The sequence below is a fragment of the Algorimicrobium echini genome (assembly GCF_900115185.1).
Classification (GTDB): domain Bacteria; phylum Bacteroidota; class Bacteroidia; order Flavobacteriales; family Flavobacteriaceae; genus Algorimicrobium; species Algorimicrobium echini.
In genome coordinates, this window is record NZ_FOVN01000001.1 from 983,416 (window position 1) to 997,360 (window position 13,945).

The following is a 13,945-nucleotide window of genomic DNA, read 5'->3' on the forward strand; positions in this document are numbered from 1 at the left end:
GTGGTTTAAGCACCTATTTAGCAAATAAAAACCGAATAGAAAATCCGCGAGGATTTTCGTAAGTATGATAGAACTAGCCATTAATTATACACGTTGTTGGCAACTGGCTTTTATTTTGTCCGTTTTATTTTTGGTGGATTTTGTCGTGTATCAAAAATGTCAGCAATTTTTATAAATCCGTTTTCTTTGTCCACAGAATAAATCAATTTATAATTTTTGAATACTAAATATCGATAATGAATTTCTCTTTGTTTTAGTAATTCTTCTTCTTGTCCAATGAATGGTGTTTTTATCAACTTTTTGGGCTCATTGATAATTCCTTTCACAAGTTTTTTTGCTATTCTGCTACTGGCTTCCTTTTTATTATATTCGTAGATTTCGTCAAGTTGAGTTTCAGCAAATTCAGACCAAATAATTTTCAATGTCATTATTCATATTTTGCTAAAAGTTCAGAACTGCTTTTAAATCGATTATTTCGGAAATCAGATTCCGATTTGTCAATTCTTTTATTCAGTTCCTCTTGTGTCATAGGTTCAAATATTCGCTCGTTGGAGGCGTTTTTTTCTTTTCTCAAAATTTTTTCGAGACGTGAAACCGCTTCTTCGTTTTGAAGTTTTAAAAATTCTTGTACAAATTCTATTTTTCGAGCTTCTAAATTCATTTTATTCAGCTTTTTATCAAAGATACAAAATTATCAATTTAATCAACTGTTTTTCTTTAATTGACGAATTTCACAGCTTGTTGCCAACATATAAATATAAACTATTTCAAGCAATTACCCGTTTCCAAACGACTACAAACATTTACAAACGAATTTAAATAGGTAACTACCGACTAATACTTGCAAGGGGTTGCATCTTTGCCCTGTTGATTTGACCGAATGATTTTCAACATAATTAAAACCTTATCTTATGAATACGTTAAGAAACAAAGTACAGTTAATTGGAAGACTTGGACAAGATCCAGAAATCATCAGTTTTGAAGATGGTAATAAAATGGCTAAATTTTCTTTAGCTACAGACGATAGCTATAAAGACAAAAATGGTGAAAAAGTAGAACGTACCTACTGGCATCATGTTATTGTAAAAAATGGCTTGGTAAAAGTCGTTGAGGAGTATGTTACCAAAGGACAAGAAATTGCTATAGAAGGCAAATTAACCAACCGATCTTGGGATGATAAAGACGGCAAGAAGCATTACATAACCGAAGTGTTATGCAACGAATTGCTGATGTTTGGCAAGTAAAAATTGCCATAAAAAAAGATAAGCCGCGAATGACCTTCGCGGCTTTTTTTATGCAACTTTTTGAAGCAAATCAAAACACGGACATTTGCCACATCGTTTTTTTTCGCATTTTAAATATTTTTCACAGCATTTGCTTTTTACTTTCTTCTCCGCAGAAATGATACCTGCTTCGCGTAGTGCTTTTAAAGCCTTTTTCTGTTTTTTCTTATCTTTCTTTTTGCCCACAATGGATTCATTTGTAGATGATAAGACAAAATTAATTGTTTTTATTGATTCTAAATAAAATTAACTGTTAAAATTAAACAGTTCCCGTTGAGGCTGCAGAATTAATGGTTAATTGTTCAATATCACGGTCAAACAAATACAATCCGCCTTTATCGTTTCCTATTAAATTTATTTTATCTAAAATGGTGCGTGCCATAGCTTCTTCTTCAATTTGCTCGGCTACATACCACTGTAAGAAATTGTGAGTGGCGTAATCTTTTTCCTGTAAACTAATATGTACCAACTCATTAATGCTTTCAGAAACATACACTTCGTGTTCATAGAGTTTTTCAAACATTTCTTGGAAGGATTTAAAGGTTACATTTGGCGCTTTTAATTCCGAAACATGGGCATGTCCGCCACGTTCATTTACAAATTTAATCAGTTTTAACATGTGGTCACGCTCTTCTTGAGATTGGCTGTACATAAAGTTTGCCACACCTTCAAGGCCTTTTACTTCCGCCCAACAGGCCATGGCTAAATATATTTGAGACGATTCTGCTTCTACACGAATTTGTTCGTTTAATGCGTTTTCAATGTTTTTTGATACCATAATTTATGCTTTTAAGTAAAGTTACATAATTTCTTGAGGAGTTCTAGTTATAATATTCCTAAATATGTTGCTATTCTGACTCTGTTTAGTTGGTAACAAATTTTAACCCAACAATGGAAACGATTAAAGTGGTTATAAAGAATAAACGCCAAAAATCGGCAGGTTCTTTAAAAATAAAGATGCCAACTAAAACGGTTCCTACGGCTCCAATGCCTGTCCAAACGGCATAAGCGGTTCCAATAGGTAAACTTTGCGTGGTTTTTACCAAAAGTACCATGCTAATGGTTAAACACACCAGAAAACCTATAAACCAATAGGTGGCCAAGCTTCCAGAGGTTTCCTTAAATTTTCCTAAACAGGCCGCGAATGCCACTTCAAATAAACCAGCAATAATTAATAAAATCCAATTCATACGTTTTTCTAAAGTAGTTATAAACTGGCTCTAAAATACTTATTTTCAATGACGTTATGCAGACTGTTTTACGAAACGTTTTGATAGTAAATTTTTATGAAGTTGTTTTTCGTAAAATGTCAATCGGATGCCAAAAAGTAAAACGAATCCACCTAATACCATTTGCAAGGTGATGGTTTCATCTAAAAACAACCAAGCTAGAATAGACGCCAAAATTCCTTGTCCTAATAAACTGACAGAAACACGCGTAGCACGCATTTTTTTAGTGGCAAAACTAATTAGTAACCAAGCAGCAAGTTGACAAATAACGGCTTGTAAAACTAGTACAAACCAACCCATGTTGGAGAATCCCGAAAACGGTTCGTTTAATCCGTAGCTTAAAAACCCTAAAAATACGGATGAAGCGCCCAGGCTGATGGTCATAAATGTAAGTACGTTTAATTGTTTTAATACTTCTTTACTAATTAGCATGTAGAACGCATAAAATATACCAGACAGAATACCAAAACTAAAAGCTAAATCGAAATCCAAGTTTCTAAACGTAGAAAAACCAACCAGCATCATCATACCAAAAACAGCTATCATGGTTCCAATCCAAAAATTGGCTCGTGGTTTATCTTTTAGGAAAAACAAAGCTAAAACACCAACCCAAACTGGCGATAAGTTCGTTAATAAGGATGCTTGTGTTGCTGTAGATTCTTGAATAGCAATATTCCAAACGGCTACATCGCTACCAAAAACAATACCGCAGAGTACGGCTAAAAGTCCTACTTTTAAATTGGGAAGTTTAAACTGCTTTTTCCATAAAACAAATGGTACTAATAATACAAACGAAAATGCCATTCGGTAAAATGCCGAAATAACACCTGGCGTTAAATTTAATTTAACCAAAATAGGGAAAACAGAAATACAAATAATACCAATAACAAGAGCAATTCTAGCCTTTTTCATAATATCAAACCTTACAATTTAACAGGCCGCAAAAGTAGCGCCTCACGTGTGATTATTATGATATTAAATAGGCTATTTCTGATACTATATTATCCCTTATTTGAGTATGAATGAAAAACAGGCGAATTTTGTATTAAAAATAAATGTGTTGTGCCAAACGAAAGGTGTTGGCATGTGCTTCAATAATGGTTTTTATATCTGGCGAATAACCACCACCCATACTACACATAACAGGAATGTTTAGGTCATGGCAGGTCTGCAATACAAACCGATCACGCTCTTTACAACCTGTTATGGTGAGTGCTAATTTTCCTAATTTATCGGAAGCCATTACATCCACACCACATAAATAGTAGATGAAATCTGGTTTTTTTGAAGCTATTAGTTTTGGTAGCGTTTCTTTTAGAATAGTCAGATAGGTGTCATCTGTCGTATTCGTTTCTAAAGCAATATCCAAATCACTGGTTTCCTTTTTAAAGGGATAATTGCTTTTTCCGTGCATAGAAAATGTGAAAACGGAGGAATCATTCTTAAAAATCTCGGCAGTTCCATTGCCTTGATGCACATCTAGATCTACGATTAGAATTTTAGTTGCTAACTTCCTTTCTTGAAGATAACGTGCGCCAATGGCTTGGTCATTCAACATGCAAAATCCTTCGCCTCGATTGGTAAATGCATGATGCGTTCCACCAGCAATATTCATGGCAATGCCATATTTTAGAGCAAATTCGCTCGCTTTTATGGTGCCATCGGCAATCATAACTTCACGCTGTACTAATGCATCACTTAATGGAAATCCAATTTTCCGAATGGCTTTAGGTTCTAATGTCAGATTCAATAAATCGTGATAATATGCTTCGGTATGCACGCGTAAAATATGAGAATCATCGGGAATTTCAGGTTCAAAGAAATTAGCTTCTGTACAAGTTCCTTCGTAAAGTAATTGCTTGGGAAGCAACTCATACTTCAACATGGGAAACCGATGCCTTTCTGGTAATGGATGTTTGTAAATAGGGTGGAAGGCAATTTGAAGCATGCAATTTTTTGATTAATTTGAAAGCAGCAATGTAATCGTTTTATGCGGTTTTTTGTAAGAATACCGGACCAAAAAAGTGTTTCAGAAACGTGTTGTTATTTTGTGTATATTTAATACTTCCTGTTATAACATATTGATTGATAGCGTATTTATTCATTATAAACAATACATTATGTTAGGAGAAACATTAAAAATTGCCTTTGGTGAATTGGGGCAGAAAGAAATTAAAGGCGAAAATGCCCACAACGATCGCATTTTAGAATATCAAGAAACAACGGGTTTAAATTTTGGAAATGATGAGGTAGCGTGGTGCAGCATTTTTGCAAATTGGGTGGCGCTTCAAGCCAATTTACCCAGATCTAATAGTGCTATGGCCAGAAGCTGGCTTAAAATTGGTAATAAAACCGATTGGCCACAACCTGGTGATATTGTCGTATTTTGGCGAACCGATATTAATGGTATATTCGGTCATGTGGGTTTCTTTTTGGGCTATACCAAAAGTGGCAAATCTATTTACTGCTTGGGTGGAAATCAAAATGATGAAGTAAATATTCAAACCTTTCCCTTGGATCGTATTTTGGAGTTCAGAAGTTTAACCGATGCGGTTGATGAATCACTAACCATTCCAACAGGATATTTACGAAAAGGTGATAGTAACGAAAACGTAAAACTGCTTCAGAAAATCCTAATAAAATTAGATTATTTAAACGGTCATGCCGATGGTGTTTTCGGACCAAAAACCGAACAAGCCCTCATTAAATTCCAAACCGATTCCCATATTTTTGTCGATGGTATTTATGGTAGTGAATCCAGAAGTGCTTTGCAAGATCAATTAAACAGCTAATTATTTATGTAGTTTTAATTGAATGCGTTTTCGTGGGACATCCACCTCCAATACTTTTACAATAACTTGTTGATGCAAGCTAACATGTGCATTCACATCGCTTACAAAACTATCCGATAAATTAGAAACATGGATTAATCCACTTTCCTTGATACCTACATCTACAAAAGCGCCGAAATTGGTAATGTTATTGACAATGCCGGGAAGCAGTTGCCCTTCCTGTAAGTCTGTAATGGATTTGATGTTTTGGTTGAATGTAAATACTTTGGCTTGCTCACGAATGTCCAAACCGGGTTTTTCTAATTCTTTAATAATATCTTGAAGCGTGGGTAAACCAACAGAATCTGAACAATAATCTGATAAATTCAGTTTTTGAAGCACTGTAGAGTTTCCAATTAAATTGGAAATAGGTTTGCCTAAATCTCTAGCCATTTTTTCTACTATGGCATAACTTTCAGGATGTACTGCAGAATCGTCTAACGGATTTTTAGATTCCTTTATTCTTAAAAAAGCAGCACCTTGTTCAAAAGCTTTATCGCCTAAACGCGGCACTTTTTTAATAGCGTTTCGCGATTTAAAAACACCATGTTCTGTTCTGTAATTAACAATATTTTCGGCTAATTTCGGGCCAATTCCAGAGACATAACTTAATAACGATGTACTAGCTGTATTAATATTTACACCAACCGCATTTACACAACTTTCCACAACCGTATCTAATTCACTTTGGAGTTTTGTTTGGTCTACATCATGCTGATACTGACCCACGCCAATAGATTTGGCATCAATTTTCACAAGTTCGGCAAGTGGGTCTTGCAAACGTCTTCCAATAGATACCGAACCACGAACGGTAACATCGTAATTTGGAAATTCCTCACGCGCAATTTTCGAAGCGGAATAAATACTCGCTCCAGCTTCACTTACTACAAATACTTGAATGTCGTTTTTAAAATGGACTTTTCGAATCAGCGCTTCGGTTTCCCGAGATGCTGTTCCATTACCAATGGCAATAGCTTCAATTTGATAAGCTTCCGCAAGGGAGCTTATTTTTTTCATGGCACCAATGGCATCACTTTTTGGCGGATGCGGATAAATGGTTTCGTTGTGTTTTAAATTGCCTTGCGCGTCTAGACACACAATTTTGCAACCTGTTCTGAAACCAGGATCGATGGCCAAAACACGTTTTTCACCTAGTGGTGAACCGAGTAATAATTGTTTTAAATTTTTGGCAAAAACAGTAATAGCGGAAGCATCGGCTTTTTCTTTGGCATTTTGAAGAGCTTCATTACTTAAGGACGGAAATAATAAGCGTTTGTAAGCATCTTGGATGGCTAATTGAATTTGAGAGGCACATGCGTTTCTGGATTTAAGAATGCGATCTTCAATTTTAAATAAGGCTTTTTCGTCATCAATGGAGATTTTTGATTTTATAAATCCTTCCTTTTCGGCACGAAGAATGGCGAGTAATCTATGTGATGGAATACGGCTTAACGATTCTTCCCATTCAAAGTAATCACGAAATTTCTGTGCTGCTTCATCATCTTTTTTAGATTTTACCACCTTGGTAGAAATCGTCGCAAAACGTTCTAATTGCTGTCGGATATTATTTCTAATATCGGTTCGTTCGTTAATCCATTCCGAGATAATATGTCTGGCACCTTCTAAAGCGTCTTCAGCAGAAGAAATATCGCCTTTAATATATTTATGAGCAATGGATTCAACATCAGAAGCATTCTGACTCATGATTATTTTAGCCAAAGGCTCCAAACCGTTTTTTCTGGCCGTTTCTGCTTTGGTTTTTCTGCTTTTTTTATATGGTAAATAGATGTCTTCTAAAGCAGTAATATCTTGAGTGGCTTCTATTTTTTGTCTCAATTCAGCGCTTAAAACATCTTGATCATCTAACGCTTTTAAAATAGTAATTTTTCGTTTTTCTAGCGTTTCAAACTGCTCCTTATACTTGACGATGTCACCAATTTGAACTTCATCTAAATTTCCGGTGCGTTCTTTTCGGTAGCGCGAAATAAACGGAATGGTACAGGCTTCATGTAATAATTCAACCGTGTTTTTTACAGATGTTTCTGGTAATTGGGTATGGGAAATAATATAGGATACTAATTGCATGTAAGTCGTTTAAATAAAGTGTAAATATATGGACGTTCGCCACCAAACGGATTTATAAAGGTGTGATTAAAGCTGGAAATAAGTTCAAAATCGGAACCTAATTCGTCTTGAAGCATGCTGGTGTTATAACGTTTCAAATCCAGTCCGCAGCATTTTTCAGCGCCATTAGTTGCAAAAACGGCAATGAGGACAAACCCATTTTTAGCAACTATATGTTTAATGAGATTGAAGTATGCTTGTTGGTCCTTTTCGGTAAGAAAGAAATGCAACACGGCACGATCTATCCATAAATCTATGGGTTTTAATTGGTTTAATTTTTTAGGGTTGGTTAAATCATCAACCACACAATTCACATTATAATTATGTGAGTTTTTAATGCGTGTTTGCAGTTTCTCAAGTGCTTGATTACTCAAGTCATTTGCAATAAGGTTTGTATAGCTAGCATCCAAAAGCGCATCGATTAAGGTGGTTGTTCCTGCACCAACATTCAGAATTTTAGCATCTTTAGGTAATTGTGTTTGAGTAACCAGCGTCATTGTTTTTTCTGGATATTTTTCAAACCAACCCAATTGATTATCGGCTTTATTATAAGCGGTATTCCAATGCAATTTTAATTCCGATGACATGATATAAGGTATTTGAAACGTTACCGATTTATGATACGTAACGCCATTTTTTCAGTGCTGTAAATTACTAAAAAAACCTCGCAGTACATAGTCTGCGAGGTTTTTCATTTATAATAATGTAATGGACTATTCTACAGCTTCAAAAACTGCTAAAGGTGCCATTTTTGCCTTGTTTAAGGTCATGGTTTTTCCGTTTAATGAGACGTTATCTACTTTTTCAAGAACTTCCAAAAATTGCTTTTCAATACTCATATCTGGACAGGCCATCATGGTTGTTGCCATTTTAGAAAGTTTAATTTGTAGTTCATTTTCAATCTCGAATGTGCCGTTAAAATTATTACAACTAGCATTTCCAAATACGCGGTTATCTTCGGTAGAAAAAGAGATAAATGCTTTGTTATCAGTAATTTCTTGACCCATAAGTTTAACTAATTTCCATTTGGTATCGGTAAATGTTATGGCATCATTATTATTCGTGTCTTGTTTTTTTAAGATGTACATATCAGCCAATTCACCGGTAATTACGTTACCCGATTTGTCTAACTGAATCAACTTATTTTCTCCAACTTTGTACTTGGTTTCGTTTTCATCAGATAATAAGATGTTTTGTCCATCATCTTCCCATTTGTAATAACCACGTGAATCAAAAACCCCATCTTTTTTGCCTAAATATTCTGTTACGGCTTCATAAGACATGTCTTCATTTAAACGAAGTGTTGTTTTAATACCTTCACAATCTGCACATGGTAAAATTCCAACGTAGGTACCTTTCCAATCTAATGAATTTTGACTGGTATGCATATCGGGTTTTTTTTCAGTTTCTACAGCTTCCATTTCAGCAGCTTCAGGGTTATTTTCTTTATCTGATTTACAGCTTACAGAAAGAACAAGAGCTATTGCGGCAAAGGTTATCAAGTGTTTTTTCATAATTCTAATTTTTTAATTTCCAGATTGTTGTTTGGCTTCATTAATCATTTCGTCGTTTGGAACAATAGCAATATTTACACGCCTGTTTTTAGCACGACCTGCTGCTGTTGAATTATCTGCAATTGGTTGTTCTTCACCAAACCAATGTGTTGTTAAGCGTGAACTGCTTATACCTTTTACGTTTTTTAAATAATCAGTTACAGCGTTTGCTCTGTTTTTAGACAGCGTCATGTTATAAGCATCATTTCCAGTATTATCTGTGTGTCCAACCACTAACAGATTGGTATCTGGATACTCTTTAAACACATTTGCTAATTTATCTAAATTTTGTTGTGATGTGGCATTAATATTATATTTTTCGGTAGCAAAATGAACACCACTATTTTCATCAAATGTAACTACAATACCTTGATCTACACGTTCTACAGTTGCGCCAGGTACTTCTTCTTCAATCCGTTGTGCTTGCTTGTCCATTTGGTTTCCAATAATGACACCTGCACCACCACCAACAACACCGCCAATAACAGCACCTAATTCTGAATTTCCGCGTCCTACGTTATTCCCAATTATAGCTCCTAAAATGGCACCTCCAGCAGCACCAATGGCTGCTCCTTTTTGTCTGTTATTTGAATTTTCTACTGCTTTACAGTTGGTAAAACTAATTACCAATATTGCTGCAAGAGCCAGTACTGTTAATTTATTTATTGTCTTTTTCATTATATTATAATTTAGTAAAATTCATAAAAATGGTAAATGGACTACCATCCAAAGTAACGGTTTGACGCCATTGCATGGTTGTTTCTGTTATTCCTGCAAGCTTTAAACGATACCCTTGATTGGTTTCCGATTTTCCTTTAGCATTTACTGGTTTTAACATAAAATCATATAAACCAGTTGCGGCATCAATTTCTTGGATGAAAAACTTGAATTTTCGAGGTCCTGTAACACAGTCTGAACTATTAATTTCATAGGTTCCTGAATTATTGTTAGGAATAAACTCCCAGGTACTACCCTCAAAACAATCTGTAGAGGTATCGTTAAATAAATTCACTGCAAAGGATCCTGTTTTACTGTAATTGAAAGAGTTCAAAGTCCAATTTCCTTTTAAATCTTTTTCCGAGTCGCGAACAACTTTGGAAGTACCACAGGACAGTAAACTCAATGTCAATACTAATATTATTAAATGTCTCATAAATGTTTAATTTTATATTTCAAATGTACATTTTAATAGGTTTGTATATTAATTCAAATGAAAAAAATCCGAATGCTAAAAAAGAATTAGAACCCTTTAAATCTGTCTAATATTGAGCTTATCTATCCCTGTTGTACTTTCTGATAACGTGACTGCCAATTAACACCTATTTAAAAGGCACTAAACTATATGTTGCGTTTTTTAAATCGAAAGATCCATAATAAAGTTGATTATGATGAAAAAACACATCTTCAGCTGTGATATATTTATAGTTATGGCTGAATTTTTTTATTTTTTCAAAAACATTTTCAGAAACCTTGCCTTTCACATGATTAAAATCGCTGTCAAATTTAGAAGTGAAATATGTTGATTTTGACGATGTATACGAGCTGTAACTATAATGTGTAGGATTTATTGTCACCACATGTGTCGTTCCAGCAGTGACCATTCCGCCTGTCATCATCATACTTCCACCTGTGCTTATTTCTTTATTGCCACCAAGGGTTATATAGTAATGATTATCCTGAAACAGAACAGTCAAACCTAAATCACCAGTGGAAATTTTACGCAAATATTTCGAACTTTCTTCTAGTTCACGACGGTTTACAAAAGGCACAGCTGTTGCTCCTTCCTGAATTATTGGTGTGTTTTTAAACGTGATATGAGCATCTTTTTTTACAAAAAACTCTTTAATTGGCGTTCCCGAAATATCATTGATTATAAAGCGCATTTCGTCTCTGGAACTTGCTATTTGATAAAAGTATTCAGGACTCATATACGAGTTATACCGTTTTAAATCGCCCAATTTGCCTGTTGGATACTCATAAATTTTTGTGCTATGCGAAAAATCATCAAAATTAATGGTGAAGGCTAATGTTCCGATATCTTCAATCTCAAAAGTAAGAAATACTAAATTATCATACTGGTACATTTTATTAGCTCTTGACGTTTGCTCAATAGCATTAGGTACACGCGGATCAATTTTTTGAATATTTGTTTTTAAGGTTCCAGCAAATGAAAACGAACTATAACTTTTCCGTTCGCGCAAATTAACATCGTCGTGGTTTATTGGTATGCGAGTGACAGTTTTGAAGCCTAAAGCGTCGGTCATTTCCCGAATAATAATTACTTGTTCTGATGTGCTGGATAAAACATATAATTTGTTTTTATAATTAATAGCCTCAATAAACAGTTCATTATTAAAGTCGAAATCAAGTTCCGTTGCTGTACTTTTTTTTGTCTTGAAATCTAAAGTAAGAACGGCAAATTGCGTTTTCTTTTCATTAGAAAATAAAATGTGCTGTTGGGAGTCCGTTAATTTAAAACCTAAAGCCTGGTCATATTTACTTTTTATAAGTTCTGTTTGAAATTCCGATTGCAATTCAAAATCCGAATTAAACAAGTAGGCATAAACATCTTTACGCTCTACCATCAGTATGGTTAAATCGTTAGTAACTGTATTAGAAAGTGTAAAAGCATCTTTACTTGTTTTTCTGGAAACGTCTTCGTTTTTAAATGATAAAACTGCTTTTTGACTGAACATGCTGAATACACTCAAAAAGAGCAACATCAATACGGTAATTTTATTCATAAAGTAGGTTTAAGAAATTTGAAGTCCATTTGTTACCGAAGCATCATCTGGATTTACAAACACCAATTTACCTTCTGGGTTTTCCGTCATTAAAATCATGCCTTGACTTTCCACGCCTCGTAATTTTCTTGGAGCTAAATTCACTAAAACCGTCACTTTTCTGCCAATAATATCTTCGGGTTTAAAACTTTCGGCAATACCCGAAACAATAGTTCTTACATCAATTCCGGTGTCTACTTTTAAAACCAAAAGCTTATTGGCTTTTGGCATTTTTTCGGCCTCTAAAATCGTTCCTACCCGTAAATCGAGTTTCGAGAAATCTTCGAATGTAATGGTATCTTTTTCAGGTTCTACTTTTTTGTTGGCCGCTTCATTCGCTTTTTTACTGGCTTCTAATTTGTCTAATTGTTGTTGAATGGTTTCATCTTCAATTTTTGAAAACAATAATTCGGCTTGACCAATTTGATGTCCTGTTGGAATTAGCGTGTTTTTAGTAGAAATGTCGCTCCATGAGTTCTCAATACTATTCTCCTGCGTTGAATCACTAGAACAGACCTTCAGAATTTTTTTAAGTTTCGCAGAAGTAAAGGGTAAAAATGGTTCGCCTAAAGTAGCCAAAGCAGCAGCAATTTGTAAGGCTACAAACATGATGGTTTTGGTTCGTGCTTCATCTGTTTTAACCAATTTCCAAGGTTCTTCGTCTGCTAAATATTTATTTCCTAATCGCGCTAAATTCATGAATTCTTGACAGGCTTCACGGAAGCGGTAGCGTTCTATAGAACTCGCTATAACGGCTGGATAGGCTTTAATGGCAGCTAAAATATCGTCATCTACTGCCGAAAAATCAGATGCTTCCGGAATAAAACCATCGTAATATTTATTAGTTAAAACCACCACACGATTAATAAAGTTTCCGAAGATGGCAACGAGTTCATTATTATTTCTAGCTTGAAAATCAGCCCATGTAAAATCGTTGTCCTTACTTTCTGGTGCATTAGCTGTTAAGGCATAACGCAACACATCTTGCTGATTCGGGAAATCTACCAAATAATCTGGTAACCAAACCGCCCAGTTTTTTGAGGTTGATAATTTCTGGCCTTCTAAATTTAAAAATTCATTGGCAGGTACATTGTCCGGTAATATAAAAGAACCTTCAGCTTTTAGCATGCTTGGGAAAATAATACAGTGAAATACAATATTGTCTTTTCCTATAAAATGTACCAATTTGGTATCGTTACTTTTCCAGTATGGTTGCCAGTCTTTTCCAACGCGTTCGGCCCATTCTTTAGTAGCTGATATGTATCCAATTGGTGCATCAAACCAGACGTAGAGGACTTTACCCTCACCACCTTCAACAGGAACAGGAATTCCCCAATCCAAATCTCTAGTTACCGCTCGTGGTCGTAAGCCATCATCAATCCACGATTTTACTTGCCCATAAACATTTGGTTTCCAATCTTTTTTATGACCTTTTAAAATCCATTCTTTTAAAAAATCTTCATGTTTATCCAATGGTAAAAACCAGTGTTTGGTTTCTTTTAAGGTTGGAACATTTCCAGTAATGGCGGATTTAGGATTAATTAAATCCGTGGCATTCAAACTGCTTCCGCATTTTTCACATTGGTCGCCATAAGCGTCCTCATTACCACATTTTGGGCAGGTTCCCGTTACAAAACGATCGGCTAAAAACTGATTGGCTTCCTCATCGTATAATTGTTCGGTAACTTCTTCAATAAATTCACCTTTATTGTATAAGGTTTTAAAAAATTCTTGAGCGGTATCGTGATGAATTTTTGCAGATGTTCGGGAATAATTATCAAAGGTAATTCCGAAATCTTCAAACGATTTTTTAATAATGGCATGGTACTTATCAACGATATCTTGAGGTGACACACCTTCTTTTTTAGCTTTAATGGTAATAGGTACACCATGTTCATCACTACCACAAATAAAAGCGACATCATGATTGGTTAAGCGTAAATAACGTGCGTAGATATCAGCAGGTACATACACACCAGCCAAATGGCCAATGTGTATAGGGCCGTTTGTGTACGGTAAAGCAGCTGTAATAGTATATCGTTTAGGTTGATTCATGGTGTGAAAATCTTATATCAAATCTAGCAGACAAATGCATGCTTGACTGTTTTTTATTATTAATTTTGAAGTCACAAAAGTACACAT

At 34.9% G+C, this 13,945-nt stretch carries 16 protein-coding genes; 2 read left to right on the top strand and 14 right to left on the bottom strand.

Annotation, left to right across the window (positions count from 1 at the left end; all coding sequences use genetic code 11):
• Positions 1–110: 110 nt before the first annotated feature.
• The gene (locus BM239_RS04460; protein WP_092206418.1) at positions 111–428 is read right to left on the bottom strand and encodes a type II toxin-antitoxin system RelE/ParE family toxin; all 318 of its coding nucleotides are present in this window, start codon (positions 426–428) and stop codon (positions 111–113) included.
• Positions 428–661: a hypothetical protein gene (locus tag BM239_RS04465; RefSeq protein WP_092206419.1), complete on the bottom strand. Its 234-nt coding sequence runs from the start codon at positions 659–661 to the stop codon at positions 428–430. Before BM239_RS04465 ends, BM239_RS04460 begins: the two co-directional genes overlap by 1 nt.
• A 250-nt stretch (positions 662–911) precedes the next feature.
• Between BM239_RS04465 and BM239_RS04470 the strand changes: the two genes are divergently transcribed.
• Positions 912–1,244 (top strand): single-stranded DNA-binding protein, encoded by a 333-nt coding sequence (locus BM239_RS04470; protein WP_092206420.1) that lies wholly within the window; start codon positions 912–914, stop codon positions 1,242–1,244.
• 48 nt (positions 1,245–1,292) lie between these two features.
• On the opposite strand, the gene BM239_RS15385 is transcribed toward BM239_RS04470, so the two are convergent.
• The 5 genes from BM239_RS15385 to BM239_RS04490 all read right to left on the bottom strand — a co-directional run bounded on the left by BM239_RS15385 (position 1,293) and on the right by BM239_RS04490 (position 4,460).
• Complete coding sequence (locus BM239_RS15385; RefSeq protein WP_177208976.1) at positions 1,293–1,469, bottom strand: hypothetical protein; 177 nt, start codon at positions 1,467–1,469, stop codon at positions 1,293–1,295.
• Between the two features lie 73 nt (positions 1,470–1,542).
• Complete coding sequence (locus BM239_RS04475; RefSeq protein WP_092206421.1) at positions 1,543–2,061, bottom strand: ferritin; 519 nt, start codon at positions 2,059–2,061, stop codon at positions 1,543–1,545.
• Positions 2,062–2,146: 85 nt separating this feature from the next.
• Positions 2,147–2,473 carry a DMT family transporter gene (locus tag BM239_RS04480; RefSeq protein WP_092206422.1) on the bottom strand — a complete coding sequence of 109 codons (327 nt, stop codon included), beginning with the start codon at positions 2,471–2,473 and terminating at the stop codon, positions 2,147–2,149.
• 54 nt (positions 2,474–2,527) lie between these two features.
• Entirely contained in the window at positions 2,528–3,424 is an 897-nt protein-coding gene (locus BM239_RS04485) for a DMT family transporter (RefSeq protein ID WP_092206423.1), read from the bottom strand.
• A 133-nt stretch (positions 3,425–3,557) separates the two neighbouring features.
• The gene (locus BM239_RS04490; RefSeq protein WP_092206424.1) at positions 3,558–4,460 is read right to left on the bottom strand and encodes a histone deacetylase family protein; all 903 of its coding nucleotides are present in this window, start codon (positions 4,458–4,460) and stop codon (positions 3,558–3,560) included.
• A 172-nt stretch (positions 4,461–4,632) separates the two neighbouring features.
• On the opposite strand from BM239_RS04490, the gene BM239_RS15390 reads away from it, so the two are divergent.
• Complete coding sequence (locus BM239_RS15390) at positions 4,633–5,304, top strand: C40 family peptidase (protein ID WP_177208977.1); 672 nt, start codon at positions 4,633–4,635, stop codon at positions 5,302–5,304.
• Here the strand turns inward: BM239_RS15390 and BM239_RS04500 are convergent, their stop codons facing one another.
• From BM239_RS04500 to metG, 7 genes are all read right to left on the bottom strand, one after another.
• The gene (locus BM239_RS04500; RefSeq protein WP_092206425.1) at positions 5,305–7,428 is read right to left on the bottom strand and encodes a Tex family protein; all 2,124 of its coding nucleotides are present in this window, start codon (positions 7,426–7,428) and stop codon (positions 5,305–5,307) included.
• Positions 7,419–8,054 (bottom strand): class I SAM-dependent methyltransferase, encoded by a 636-nt coding sequence (locus BM239_RS04505; protein WP_092206426.1) that lies wholly within the window; start codon positions 8,052–8,054, stop codon positions 7,419–7,421. Before BM239_RS04505 ends, BM239_RS04500 begins: the two co-directional genes overlap by 10 nt.
• Positions 8,055–8,180: 126 nt before the next feature.
• Positions 8,181–8,981 (bottom strand): copper resistance protein NlpE N-terminal domain-containing protein, encoded by an 801-nt coding sequence (locus tag BM239_RS04510; protein ID WP_092206427.1) that lies wholly within the window; start codon positions 8,979–8,981, stop codon positions 8,181–8,183.
• Between the two features lie 12 nt (positions 8,982–8,993).
• A complete protein-coding gene (locus tag BM239_RS04515) occupies positions 8,994–9,698 on the bottom strand; it encodes a YiaD family glycine zipper/OmpA-like lipoprotein (protein ID WP_092206428.1) in 705 nt (234 codons plus the stop codon).
• A gap of 4 nt (positions 9,699–9,702) precedes the next feature.
• Complete coding sequence (locus BM239_RS04520) at positions 9,703–10,173, bottom strand: lipocalin family protein (protein WP_092206429.1); 471 nt, start codon at positions 10,171–10,173, stop codon at positions 9,703–9,705.
• A 166-nt stretch (positions 10,174–10,339) separates the two neighbouring features.
• Complete coding sequence (locus BM239_RS04525) at positions 10,340–11,764, bottom strand: hypothetical protein (RefSeq protein WP_143094889.1); 1,425 nt, start codon at positions 11,762–11,764, stop codon at positions 10,340–10,342.
• Between the two features lie 9 nt (positions 11,765–11,773).
• Positions 11,774–13,858, bottom strand: a complete 2,085-nt coding sequence (gene metG, locus BM239_RS04530; RefSeq protein WP_092206431.1) for a methionine--tRNA ligase — start codon at positions 13,856–13,858, stop codon at positions 11,774–11,776.
• Positions 13,859–13,945: the final 87 nt, after the last annotated feature.

What these genes read in the sequence shown, in the direction of transcription:
- BM239_RS04480 (WP_092206422.1), bottom strand. Translation starts at nt 2,473, where the DNA reads ATGAATTGGATTTTATTAATTATTGCTGGTTTATTTGAAGTGGCATTC.
- BM239_RS04515 (WP_092206428.1), bottom strand. Translation starts at nt 9,698, where the DNA reads ATGAAAAAGACAATAAATAAATTAACAGTACTGGCTCTTGCAGCAATA.
- BM239_RS04520 (WP_092206429.1), bottom strand. Translation starts at nt 10,173, where the DNA reads ATGAGACATTTAATAATATTAGTATTGACATTGAGTTTACTGTCCTGT.
- BM239_RS04505 (WP_092206426.1), bottom strand. Translation starts at nt 8,054, where the DNA reads ATGTCATCGGAATTAAAATTGCATTGGAATACCGCTTATAATAAAGCC.
- BM239_RS04460 (WP_092206418.1), bottom strand. Translation starts at nt 428, where the DNA reads ATGACATTGAAAATTATTTGGTCTGAATTTGCTGAAACTCAACTTGAC.
- BM239_RS04500 (WP_092206425.1), bottom strand. Translation starts at nt 7,428, where the DNA reads ATGCAATTAGTATCCTATATTATTTCCCATACCCAATTACCAGAAACA.
- BM239_RS04525 (WP_143094889.1), bottom strand. Translation starts at nt 11,764, where the DNA reads ATGAATAAAATTACCGTATTGATGTTGCTCTTTTTGAGTGTATTCAGC.
- BM239_RS04485 (WP_092206423.1), bottom strand. Translation starts at nt 3,424, where the DNA reads ATGAAAAAGGCTAGAATTGCTCTTGTTATTGGTATTATTTGTATTTCT.
- BM239_RS04490 (WP_092206424.1), bottom strand. Translation starts at nt 4,460, where the DNA reads ATGCTTCAAATTGCCTTCCACCCTATTTACAAACATCCATTACCAGAA.
- BM239_RS04470 (WP_092206420.1), top strand. Translation starts at nt 912, where the DNA reads ATGAATACGTTAAGAAACAAAGTACAGTTAATTGGAAGACTTGGACAA.
- metG (WP_092206431.1), bottom strand. Translation starts at nt 13,858, where the DNA reads ATGAATCAACCTAAACGATATACTATTACAGCTGCTTTACCGTACACA.
- BM239_RS04465 (WP_092206419.1), bottom strand. Translation starts at nt 661, where the DNA reads ATGAATTTAGAAGCTCGAAAAATAGAATTTGTACAAGAATTTTTAAAA.
- BM239_RS04475 (WP_092206421.1), bottom strand. Translation starts at nt 2,061, where the DNA reads ATGGTATCAAAAAACATTGAAAACGCATTAAACGAACAAATTCGTGTA.
- BM239_RS15390 (WP_177208977.1), top strand. Translation starts at nt 4,633, where the DNA reads ATGTTAGGAGAAACATTAAAAATTGCCTTTGGTGAATTGGGGCAGAAA.
- BM239_RS04510 (WP_092206427.1), bottom strand. Translation starts at nt 8,981, where the DNA reads ATGAAAAAACACTTGATAACCTTTGCCGCAATAGCTCTTGTTCTTTCT.